Genomic DNA, 11,162 nt, shown 5'->3' with positions numbered 1-11,162 from the left:
AACAAACCGATAAGTGTGAGCACCTAATGTGGACGTCGCTCTAGAAAGGAGGTGATCCAGCCGCACCTTCCGATACGGCTACCTTGTTACGACTTCACCCCAGTCATGAAGCCCACCGTGGTAATCGCCCCCCTTGCGGTTAGGCTAACTACTTCTGGTGAACCCCACTCCCATGGTGTGACGGGCGGTGTGTACAAGACCCGGGAACGTATTCACCGCGGCATGCTGATCCGCGATTACTAGCGATTCCGACTTCATGCACTCGAGTTGCAGAGTGCAATCCGGACTACGATCGGTTTTCTGGGATTAGCTCCCCCTCGCGGGTTGGCAGCCCTCTGTACCGACCATTGTATGACGTGTGAAGCCCTACCCATAAGGGCCATGAGGACTTGACGTCATCCCCACCTTCCTCCGGTTTGTCACCGGCAGTCTCATTAGAGTGCCCTTGCGTAGCAACTAATGATAAGGGTTGCGCTCGTTGCGGGACTTAACCCAACATCTCACGACACGAGCTGACGACAGCCATGCAGCACCTGTGTTCCAGTTCTCTTTCGAGCACTTCCACCTTTCAGCAGAATTCCGGACATGTCAAGGGTAGGTAAGGTTTTTCGCGTTGCATCGAATTAATCCACATCATCCACCGCTTGTGCGGGTCCCCGTCAATTCCTTTGAGTTTTAATCTTGCGACCGTACTCCCCAGGCGGTCAACTTCACGCGTTAGCTGCGTTACCGAGCCTTTCGACCCGACAACTAGTTGACATCGTTTAGGGCGTGGACTACCAGGGTATCTAATCCTGTTTGCTCCCCACGCTTTCGTGCATGAGCGTCAGTACAGGCCCAGGGGGCTGCCTTCGCCATCGGTGTTCCTCCACATCTCTACGCATTTCACTGCTACACGTGGAATTCCACCCCCCTCTGCCGTACTCAAGCTGTGCAGTCACAAATGCAGTTCCCAGGTTGAGCCCGGGGATTTCACATCTGTCTTACACAACCGCCTGCGCACGCTTTACGCCCAGTAATTCCGATTAACGCTTGCACCCTACGTATTACCGCGGCTGCTGGCACGTAGTTAGCCGGTGCTTATTCTTCAGGTACCGTCATTAGTCCGTGGTATTAGCACAGACCGTTTCGTTCCTGACAAAAGCGGTTTACAACCCGAGGGCCTTCTTCCCGCACGCGGCATGGCTGGATCAGGCTTTCGCCCATTGTCCAAAATTCCCCACTGCTGCCTCCCGTAGGAGTCTGGGCCGTGTCTCAGTCCCAGTGTGGCTGGTCGTCCTCTCAGACCAGCTACCGATCGTCGCCTTGGTGAGCTTTTACCCCACCAACTAGCTAATCGGACATCGGCCGCTCCAATAGCGCAAGGTCTTGCGATCCCCTGCTTTCACCCGTAGGTCGTATGCGGTATTAGCCAATCTTTCGACTGGTTGTCCCCCACTACTGGGCACGTTCCGATGTATTACTCACCCGTTCGCCACTCGCCGCCAGGATTGCTCCCGCGCTGCCGTTCGACTTGCATGTGTAAGGCATGCCGCCAGCGTTCAATCTGAGCCAGGATCAAACTCTATAGTTCAATCACTGTTTTGGTGTCCTTGCGGACTCGCTCAACTCAAATAAACGAGGCAATGTAAAACCATTACCTTGAATTACTTTTGTATGAGCGCCTTGATTTGTTTGCGTCGACTTCTTGCGAAATCGTGTCGCACATCAGGCGCCCACACTTATCGGCTGTTATTTTTTAAAGATCAGGCTGCGTTTGTTTGACGTCGCTTTGTTTGCTTCGTCAGCAGCAGAGAAACGAGATTATGAACCTGTTCTTTTCTGCTGTCAACTCTCTGCAGCGAATTTGTTAGAGAGTCGATTCAGTTCCCTGCTGCGCTGTCGCGTTTCTGTTGAAACAACGTTTGTGCAGCAGAGAAACGAGATTGTGACAGCTCTTTTTCGGCCTGTCAAATCAGGCCTTCAGCCGGGGTGGAGGGCTTGCTCGAACCCGACAGCCTTGAGCGTCTGTCTATTGGTGCTTGAACTGCGCGGGGCGCTTTTCGAGGAAGGCAGCCATGCCCTCCTTCTGATCTTCAGTTGCGAAGGCGGCGTGAAAGACTCGGCGTTCGAACAGGAGCCCCTCCGAGAGAGGCGCCTCGTACGCGCGGTTCACGCTCTCCTTGATCATCATGATGATCGGCAGCGACATGCCTGAGATCTGCGTCGCCATGGCCAGCGCCTCGCTCACCAGCTGATCATCAGGCACCACTCTGGAGATGAGGCCCGCGCGCTCGGCTTCCTCGGCGCTCATGTTGCGGGCCGTGAGGCACAGATCCATCGCCTTGGCCTTGCCGACCGCTCTCGGCAACCGCTGCGTACCACCTGCGCCTGGCAGGATGCCGAGCTTGACTTCGGGCTGACCAAACTTGGCGCCTTGGCCAGCGATCAGGATGTCGCACATCATGGCAAGCTCGCAGCCGCCTCCCAGGGCGTATCCAGCCACCGCAGCGATCACCGGCTTGCGGATTCGCCGCAGCGCTTCCCAGTTGCGGGTGATGTAGTCCGTCCGATAGACATCCATGTAGGTCCAGGAGGCCATGGCCGAGATGTCTGCGCCGGCGGCAAAAGCACGTTCGCTGCCGGTGATGACGATGCAGCCGATCGATTCGTCGGCATCCGCTGCGGTCAGCGCAGCACCCAGTTCGTCCATCAGCGCATCGTTGAGCGCATTCAATTGCTTCGGACGGTTCAGGCGAACAAGCAGGACGCGATCATGCTGCTCAACGAGCAGATTCTGGTAGTCAGGCACAGGGATCTCCAAGGGGACACATCAAGCTGCGAACTGTAGCGGCAGCTTGTTGCGGCTCCCGCTCCCGCTGGCGAGCCTCAGCTGGCGGCGCGGGCTTCCAGGAACGCCTGGACGGCGGCGTGATCCAGCGGCGCACCGTAGAGATAGCCTTGGGCGTGTCGACATCCCAGGCGCAGGAGGAACTCGGCCTGGCTGGAGCGCTCGACACCCTCTGCGACGATGCCCAGGTTCAGGTGGCGCGCCATGGAGACAATCGCCTGCGTGATGGCGGCGGAATCCGCATCCATCGGCAGATTCTCGATGAAGGACCGGTCAATCTTGATCGAGTTCAGCGGCAGGCGCTTCAGATATGACAGGGACGAGTAGCCCATGCCGAAGTCATCGAGGCTAATGTGGATACCGGCCTGCGACAGGGCCTTGAACACCTCGACTGCGACTTCGTTGTCATGCACCAGTGAGCCTTCAGTCACCTCCACGACGATGGCGTTGGCCGGCAACTCGAACTCGGCCAGCGCCTGCTTGAGGATGTTTGGCAGGCGCAGGTCGCAGAATTCCCGGCCGGTGATGTTGATGGACACCGGGGGCGTCGGGATGCCCATCGCGCGCCAGCGCGCGATGTGCTTGCAGGCCAGGCGGCTGACGTATTTGGTAAGGGACTCAGTCAGCCCAAACTCTTCGATGGCAGACAGGAAGGCTTCCGGATAGAGCAGCCCGCGCTCTGGATGCTGCCAGCGCACCAGGGCTTCCATGCCCGTGGGCATTCCGGTATCGATGGCGACCTGGGGCTGGAAGTGCAGCACCAGCTGGTTCTGCTCGATCGCACGCTGGATCTGCTTGGCCAGACGCTGTTCGCGGCTCTCGATGTTGTGCCGGAAGGCGTTGTAGAAGTGGAACGTGGCCCGTCCGCTGGACTTGGCCTGGTACATCGCGGCATCTGCGTGCTTGAGCAGGGCGGAAATGGATCGCCCGTGCTCGGGAAACACGGCAATGCCAATTGACGTGGTGACGGCGAACTCGATGCCACGCGGCACTTCGGCCGCAGACAGACTCTCGGCGATCCGGCCGGCCAGCCGGGCCAGATCGTCCCGGTGCTCAAAGCGCGGCACCAGGATCACAAATTCATCTCCACCCAAACGCGCTACCCAACCGTCTTTGCCCACGGCGCGTTGCAACGCAGTCGCAGTGTTCTTCAGCAGCGCGTCGCCCACGTGGTGGCCGTAGGTGTCGTTGACTTCCTTGAAACGATCGAGGTCCAGCAGCAGCACCGCCATGCGCGTGCCCTTGCGAGACACATACTCGATGAGGCGGGTCATGCGCTCGCGCAGCAGATTACGGTTCGGCAGTCCCGTCAACGAATCCAGCCAGGCCAGCCGCTCAATGCGTTTTTCCGCCTCGCGCAGCATCGCGGACTCCAGCGCCAAGGCCAGCAAACTCGACAAATGCGTGGCGAAGTTCTCGTCTTCAGCGAGCCATGTTCTGGTTTGGCCGAAATGCTTGAAGCTCAACACCCCGACGACACGGCCGTCCACCCAAACGGGTACATCGAGGATCGCACCGGTGTCCTCAAAGCCCGGCTCCGAGCACACGGCCTGCATGCCAGGATGATCGGCCGCCCAAGCAGCCGACATCGGACGGTTGTCACGTATTGCCTCGAAATAGGCCGGGAAGGCCTCCGCGGTCAGCGTCACCCCCTTGATCCTGGCCGCCCGTTCGGTCTGACTGGACCAAGCCATCTCGCACTCGACACGCTCAGGCTCGGCACGCAGCCGCCAGAAACTGGCCAGATCCGCCCCCAAGGTTTGCGCGCCGGCGCTCAGCAGCCGCTCGAGGCTCTCGGGCCACTCGACACGGCGCAACACGGCCAATTCAACGAGCTTCTCGCGGTAGCGCGCGGATCGTGCGCCTTCTTCGTCACGGCGCGCCTGCTCGGCCGCCTCCGAGGAGACATCCCGACTGTTGATAATGATGCCGCCCACGGCGGGGTCGTCCGTCCGGCTGCGGCCGATCGACGACATATAGCGCACCGACCCGTCCTTGGCCACGATCCGATGGCGCATGGGGAGCAGGCTGCGTCGCCCGTCGCCCTCCACGACCGCGGTGAGGCGTGCAAACAGGTATTCGGTGTCTTCAGGATGTAGGATGCGCCGGATGCTGTCTCCCACCAGCTCCTGGGGCGCGTAGCCGGTATAGCGCTCGATATTCGGGCTGATGTAGCGCACCAGACCCTCTGCATCGAGCACGAGGACGATATCCACGGCGTGCTCGATGAGTGCGGAGAACCGGCGCTCGCTTTGCACGAGCGCCTCGCTCACCGCGCGCTCCTGGGTGACATCACGCACGACGGCCACCATGCCGCTGATGGCCGGCATCCGGGTGCAGTTCAACGCCTCGACTTCGACCGTGCGCAGCTGCCCGTCCGAGCGGCGAATCCGGCCTTCGAAACGCGACACCGTCCCCACGTCAGCTGCAATCACCCGGGTGAAAAACTCAGCCGCAGCGGCGCGATCCTCGGGAATCAGCAGCCAAAGCGCACCGCGGCCGATGATGCGGTCCACCTGGACGCCCAGCTGGTCTGCCGCAGACGGACTGATGTAGGTCAGCACGCCATCCGTGCCCGCGACGAGCACCACGGTTGTCGAGATAGCGCTGAGTTCACGCAGGAAGACGGCTTGGCGGACGGCCTCTGCCAGCGCGCCCGTGGCTTTGCCGCCAGCACCCGCAAGGCTGGGCAGATACACCTGCCGCAGGCGCTTGAGCAGCCGATCGCGCAGACGCGGTTCGGTCAGATCTCGAAACTCCAGTGCCAGCACCCGGTCGTTGGCTGCACCGGGCAGGCGGACCACGCTGGCGTGCAAGCGCAGGGTCATGCGCTTATCGGGCGCCTCGCGCAGCGCCACGGGTACCTGGATGCGCTGCGGCTTGCGTTCGGCCTCCACCCAGAGGTGCGCCAGCAACCGACGCGCCCGATGGGCGTAGCGCGGCGCCACCAGACTGCTGAGCGCCGTGCCCACGCCCAAGCGGTGGCCCACGAAGTGCCGCGCGCTGTCGGAGGCCCAAATGATCTGGCCCAGCGAATCCACAAACATCAGATTTGCGCCGGAGGACTCGATCCAGCCAAACGCAAGACGCTGCAGATGCTCCACGCCCGCGAGCGATGCCTCGTCAGCAGCGCCTCGTACGGCCATGGGATTCAGTGCGGAGAGCTTGGCAGACACGAAACAGGTGGGGGTGCGGCAATCAGTGCGCGCGGCCACACGGGCCGCGGGAGAAAAGACAAGGAAGTATGCCTTCAGAATGAAGGCTACGGCGATCGCGTACCCGCATTTGCGCCGGCTTCAAGCACACTTGCAACGTTTCTGCTCGCGTGTCGCCGAAACTGCCACAACTCGCGCGGATGCGATGCGCAACGCAAACCTTTACCCCATTGATGATCCAGATGAAAAACGACAACCCTGCTCAGGCACACACGAGTTCCTCACCCAGTGGTTTCGCGTCGCTTTCCCGGCCGGTGCTGGCGCTTGGCTTGGGGGGCTTGATTCCCTTTGTCGCGGGTGCGCTTTGGGTTTGGGTCGCGCGGGAAACCGCCGGCGCGCAAACCGCACTGACCATTCAGCATGCATATGCCGCGTGCATCCTGTCTTTCATCGGCGCACTGCACTGGGCCGGGGCAAGCCAAGGCGCTTCAGATACCCGTCAGGCTTTCGGCACTTTGGCCGCACCGACATGGCGATTGGTATGGGGCGTGATGCCGTCGCTGTGGGCGTGGCTTGCGTGGGTCGTCCCGGCGCAGCCGAGCCGCGGATTCTGGCTAGCGGCGGGCTTACTGGCTGCGCTCGCATTCGATTGGGCCACCGCATCGCGCTGGGGTTGGAGTCGGGGATTCCTATATCTACGCACACTGCTTACCGCGGTAGCCAGCATCAGCCTGCTGGCATCTACGCTAATGACGCGTACCGTTTGAGGCCGACTGCAGTTGCGGAAAAATCAATCTCTTGGTATTTCTCACAAACTAAAGCTTCGCTGGATATGAAAATCGGCTATCTTCGATATACCTAGTCCAAAACGAGGGATCGTGATGTCTGAGATTCAAAACCGGATTGAACAGTTGGCTGCCGAAATGGCTTCGCTGCAAAAGCAGCTGGTCAAGGAACAAGCCGAAAAACGTCAGGGTGCGATTGACCAGGTCAAGGCACTGATGCACGAACATGGTTTGACCGTGGCGGATCTGGGTGGGCGCGCAAAGGTGGCCAAACCTCGCGCGACCTCAGGTGACAAGCGCTCAGCGGTGGCGCCAAAGTTTCGCGATCCGGCCACCGGCCAAACCTGGGCAGGCCGCGGCCAAAAGCCCCGCTGGCTCGCCGCCGCGATCGCGTCTGGCAAGAAGCTCGAGGATTTCGCGATCTGAGTTCAGCGGTGCGCTGATTCAAAAACCCCAGCCGATGCGCTGGGGTTTTTCTTTTGGCAGTAGCTGCAATTGCTTGTGACGCCCAGCACACTCGAGTGCGGTTTGTGGGCGTGCGCTTGATCTCTGCTGATTGCACTTACGATCTGACGAAAGCCCAGACCGCTCTCGCTAGACTGCGGAATCATTTGTCATTGGCAGGCCATGCACGCAATCCGACTCGAACCTTTCCAAGACGTCTTGATTCTTGAGCCTCGCGTATTTGGTGACGAGCGCGGCTGGTTTTTCGAGAGCTACAACGAAGCGACGTTTCACCGTCTGCTGGGTGAACTGGGTCTTCAGCGTCCGCGGCCATTTGTGCAGGACAACCACTCGTGCTCGCAGCGCGGTGTGCTGCGCGGTCTGCACTTTCAGCGGTCACCGCATGCTCAGGGCAAGCTGGTACGCGTCGCCCGCGGTGCGGCTTGGGACCTTGTGGTCGATCTGCGCCCGGACAGCCCCACGTTCGGCCGCTGGGCGGGCGTGGAACTGAGCGCTGCCAATCAACTCCAGCTCTGGATTCCCGAGGGGTATGCCCACGGGTTTGTGGCGCTGGAAGACGACACGCACTTCCTCTACAAGACGACCGATCTCTACAACAAGGCGGCCGAAGGTTCGATCCGGTGGGATGACCCGGATCTCGCAATTGACTGGCCGGATGCCGTGAACCCCGCCCTGCTTGCCACCAAGGACGCCGCCGCCGGAAGCTGGGCGGATTTCAAAGCCTCGCTCTAGACACCAGAACTCTCATGCTGCTCATCACCGGTGCGGCCGGCTTCATCGGCGCCAACTACGTCTATCACTACCTGGAGCACAGCGACGAGCCTGTCGTCGTGCTGGACAAGCTCACCTACGCGGGCAACGCGCAGACGCTCGAAGCCGCCATTGCCACCGGCCGCGTGCAACTAGTGCGCGGTGACATTTGCGACCGCGCGCTGGTGCGCCAGCTGATCGAGACCCACCGGCCGCGCGCCCTGCTGCACTTTGCGGCCGAGAGCCATGTGGACCGGTCCATCCATGGTCCGGGCGACTTTGTGCAGACCAATGTGATCGGTACCTTCAGCCTGCTGGAAGAGACCCGCGCGTACTGGAGCACGCTACCCAGCGCAGAAAAAGACACCTTCCGTTTCCTGCACGTGTCCACCGACGAGGTCTACGGCAGCTTGAGCGACACCGACCCGGCCTTTTCCGAAACCACGCCCTACCAGCCGAACAGCCCCTACTCCGCCTCCAAGGCGGGCAGCGACCATCTGGTGCGCGCCTGGCACCACACCTATGGCCTGCCGGTGCTCACCACCAACTGCTCGAACAACTACGGTCCGTTCCAGTTCCCTGAAAAGCTCATTCCGCTGATGATCCTGAACGCGCTGGAGGGCAAGCCGCTGCCCGTGTATGGCGACGGCAAGAACATCCGCGACTGGCTCTATGTGCGCGACCACTGCGAGGCCATCCGCCAGGTGCTGGCCAAGGGGCGGCCGGGCGAGACCTACAACGTGGGCGGCAAGAACGAGCTGAAGAACATCGAGGTCGTCACCGGCATCTGCGCCCTGCTCGACGAGCTGCGCCCGCGCAGCAGCGGCAAGTACGCCGACCTGATCACCTACGTGAAGGACCGCCCCGGGCACGACCGGCGCTACGCGATCGACCCGACCAAGATCGAGGCCGAGATCGGCTGGACGCCGGCCGAGACCTTCGAGACTGGTTTTCGAAAGACCGTTCGCTGGTATCTGGACAACCCCGCCTGGATCGAAGCGGTCCGAAGCGGGGCGTACCGCACGTGGCTGGACACCCAGTACGGGCAGACGACGGTCTGAGAGCAAGCGATATTTTCAATCAATGGTTGATAAGCGCCGTTCAGATATGCTCATATTCAATAGATGCTTGAATATGGCAATCACCGCGTTTCCGCTTGCGGCAAGCGGATCTCCAGTTGTTTTGGCACGCCTTTTTGACGTCGCATCTCACGCATTGACCACCACGCCTATCTTCGCTCGAACGAGGCACATATGAGTGCCCCGATGCGCATCCTGCTCTTGGGCAAGAACGGCCAGGTCGGCTGGGAGCTGCAACGCGCACTCGCGCCGCTGGGTGAGCTGATTGCGCTGGATCGGCAGCTCACCGACTGGCGCGGCCAAACTGTGGTCGGCGACCTAAGCCAGCTGGAGGCGCTGGCCGCAGCGGTGGACCACATCGCACCCAGCGTCATCGTCAATGCCGCCGCCTACACCGCTGTCGACAAGGCCGAAAGCGAACCCGAACTCGCTGACCGCATCAACCACCATGCGGTGGCGCAGCTGGCCACCTGGGCCAAGGCGCATGGCGCACTGCTGGTGCACTACTCCACCGACTATGTGTTTGCTGGCAGCGGCAACGACGCGTGGAGCGAGACCGACGCCACCGGACCGCTCAACACCTACGGCCGCACCAAGCTGGCGGGCGAAGAGGCCATTCGCGCCACCGGCTGTGCGCACTTCATCTTCCGGACGAGCTGGGTGTATGGGCTGTACGGCCAGAACTTCGCCAAGACCATGCTGAGGCTGGCTCAGACGCGCGACAGCCTCAATGTCGTCAACGACCAATGGGGCGCACCAACGCCGGCCAGCCTGATTGCCGACGTCACGGCCCATGCGATTCGCGCATGGTTGAACGCGCCATCCGCTGCACAGGCCGCAGCCGGTGCCGCACTCACTAGCACTTCACTCAGCGGCACCTACCACCTCGCCCCGGCGGGCGAAACCACCTGGCAGGCCTACGCGCAGTGCGTGCTGGACGGGGCGCGCGCGGCAGGCGTGGCGCTGCGCGTCATGCCCGAGCAGGTTGGCGGGATCCCGAGCAGTCAGTATCCCACCCCCGCCGCCCGGCCGCACAATTCCCGTCTGAACTGCACAAAGCTGGAACAGAGCCTGGGCCTGCACCTGCCGCAGTGGGAGCAGGAGGTCCGTCGGACCGTCCGCTTCATCGCGCAGCAGATGACGCGCTAGTTGGCTACGCAGCGCCCCTCTTCACCCCAAGAACGACAACGAGCCCGACCATGAGCAAAGCACGCAAAGGCATCATCCTCGCAGGCGGCGCCGGCACCCGCCTGCACCCGGCCACGCTCGTCGTGAGCAAGCAGCTGCTGCCCGTGTACGACAAGCCGATGATCTACTACCCGCTCACCACACTGATGCTCGCGGGCATTCGCGAGATTCTGGTCATCAGTACACCGCAAGACACGCCGCGCTTCCAGCAGCTGCTGGGCGACGGGAGCCAGTGGGGCATCAGTCTGAGCTATTGCGTGCAGCCCAGCCCTGACGGCCTGGCCCAGGCCTTCATTCTGGGCGAGCAATTCCTGGACGGCGCCCCAAGCGCGCTGGTGCTCGGCGACAACATCTTCTACGGCCACGAGTTGCAAGGTCTCCTCAAGAACGCCAATGAGCGCACGAGCGGCGCCACGGTCTTTGCCTACCATGTGCAGGATCCGGAGCGCTATGGCGTTGTGGAGTTTGACGCCAAGCAGCGCGCCGTCTCGATCGAAGAAAAGCCCAAGACCCCCAAAAGCAACTTCGCCGTCACTGGCCTGTACTTCTATGACGAGCAGGTGGTGGAGATTGCCAAGGGCCTGAAGCCCAGCCCGCGTGGCGAGCTGGAGATCACCGATGTCAACAAGGCCTACTTGGACGCTTCACAGCTTCAGGTCGAGCTCATGGGCCGCGGCTTTGCATGGCTCGACACCGGCACGCACGACAGCCTGTTGGAGGCCGGGCAGTTCATCGCCACCATCGAGCGGCGGCAGGGGCTGAAAGTGGCGAGCCCGGAGGAGGTGGCGTTCCGCTCGGGTTGGATCGGCAGCGAACAGCTGCTGCAACTCTCGGCGGCATTGGGCAAGTCAAGCTACGGGACCTACCTGGGTGCCGTCGCGCGCGGTCTGTGAAGCTCAACCCGCCGGAC

The 11,162-nt window shown here is 61.6% G+C and carries 8 protein-coding genes and 1 rRNA gene; 6 read left to right on the top strand and 3 right to left on the bottom strand.

Annotated features, from left to right (window positions below):
• Positions 1-44: 44 nt before the first annotated feature.
• The 3 genes from ACMDW7_RS03215 to ACMDW7_RS03205 all read right to left on the bottom strand — a co-directional run bounded on the left by ACMDW7_RS03215 (position 45) and on the right by ACMDW7_RS03205 (position 6,006).
• Positions 45-1,573, bottom strand: a 16S ribosomal RNA gene (locus ACMDW7_RS03215).
• A gap of 438 nt (positions 1,574-2,011) precedes the next feature.
• Positions 2,012-2,791, bottom strand: a complete 780-nt coding sequence (locus tag ACMDW7_RS03210; RefSeq protein WP_377305631.1) for an enoyl-CoA hydratase — start codon at positions 2,789-2,791, stop codon at positions 2,012-2,014.
• Positions 2,792-2,868: 77 nt separating this feature from the next.
• Positions 2,869-6,006, bottom strand: a complete 3,138-nt coding sequence (locus ACMDW7_RS03205; protein WP_377305633.1) for an EAL domain-containing protein — start codon at positions 6,004-6,006, stop codon at positions 2,869-2,871.
• Positions 6,007-6,155: 149 nt separating this feature from the next.
• On the opposite strand from ACMDW7_RS03205, the gene ACMDW7_RS03200 reads away from it, so the two are divergent.
• The 6 genes from ACMDW7_RS03200 (at position 6,156) to rfbA (ending at position 11,145) form a co-directional block, all read left to right on the top strand.
• Positions 6,156-6,752, top strand: coding sequence for a DUF3429 domain-containing protein (locus ACMDW7_RS03200; protein ID WP_414859604.1), 597 nt, complete (start codon positions 6,156-6,158; stop codon positions 6,750-6,752).
• Between the two features lie 114 nt (positions 6,753-6,866).
• Complete coding sequence (locus ACMDW7_RS03195) at positions 6,867-7,196, top strand: H-NS family nucleoid-associated regulatory protein (protein WP_377305635.1); 330 nt, start codon at positions 6,867-6,869, stop codon at positions 7,194-7,196.
• 201 nt (positions 7,197-7,397) lie between these two features.
• A complete protein-coding gene (rfbC, locus tag ACMDW7_RS03190; protein WP_377305637.1) occupies positions 7,398-7,967 on the top strand; it encodes a dTDP-4-dehydrorhamnose 3,5-epimerase in 570 nt (189 codons plus the stop codon).
• Between the two features lie 14 nt (positions 7,968-7,981).
• Positions 7,982-9,046 carry a dTDP-glucose 4,6-dehydratase gene (gene rfbB, locus ACMDW7_RS03185; protein ID WP_377305639.1) on the top strand — a complete coding sequence of 355 codons (1,065 nt, stop codon included), beginning with the start codon at positions 7,982-7,984 and terminating at the stop codon, positions 9,044-9,046.
• Positions 9,047-9,250: 204 nt separating this feature from the next.
• On the top strand, positions 9,251-10,213 hold the full coding sequence (rfbD, locus tag ACMDW7_RS03180) for a dTDP-4-dehydrorhamnose reductase (protein WP_377306156.1): 963 nt from the start codon (positions 9,251-9,253) through the stop codon (positions 10,211-10,213).
• Positions 10,214-10,263: 50 nt separating this feature from the next.
• Positions 10,264-11,145: a glucose-1-phosphate thymidylyltransferase RfbA gene (gene rfbA / locus ACMDW7_RS03175; RefSeq protein WP_377305640.1), complete on the top strand. Its 882-nt coding sequence runs from the start codon at positions 10,264-10,266 to the stop codon at positions 11,143-11,145.
• Positions 11,146-11,162: the final 17 nt, after the last annotated feature.

This window comes from Piscinibacterium candidicorallinum (genome assembly GCF_047549485.1).
Classification (GTDB): domain Bacteria; phylum Pseudomonadota; class Gammaproteobacteria; order Burkholderiales; family Burkholderiaceae_C; genus Piscinibacterium; species Piscinibacterium candidicorallinum.
The sequence above is the reverse complement of the archived record's forward strand: the minus strand, read 5'-3'. Positions and strand labels throughout refer to the sequence as shown.

Bases quoted from the DNA above. Each gene is read 5' to 3' on its own strand.
- rfbD (WP_377306156.1), top strand. From the start codon at position 9,251: ATGCGCATCCTGCTCTTGGGCAAGAACGGCCAGGTCGGCTGGGAGCTG.
- rfbB (WP_377305639.1), top strand. From the start codon at position 7,982: ATGCTGCTCATCACCGGTGCGGCCGGCTTCATCGGCGCCAACTACGTC.
- rfbA (WP_377305640.1), top strand. From the start codon at position 10,264: ATGAGCAAAGCACGCAAAGGCATCATCCTCGCAGGCGGCGCCGGCACC.
- ACMDW7_RS03195 (WP_377305635.1), top strand. From the start codon at position 6,867: ATGTCTGAGATTCAAAACCGGATTGAACAGTTGGCTGCCGAAATGGCT.
- rfbC (WP_377305637.1), top strand. From the start codon at position 7,398: ATGCACGCAATCCGACTCGAACCTTTCCAAGACGTCTTGATTCTTGAG.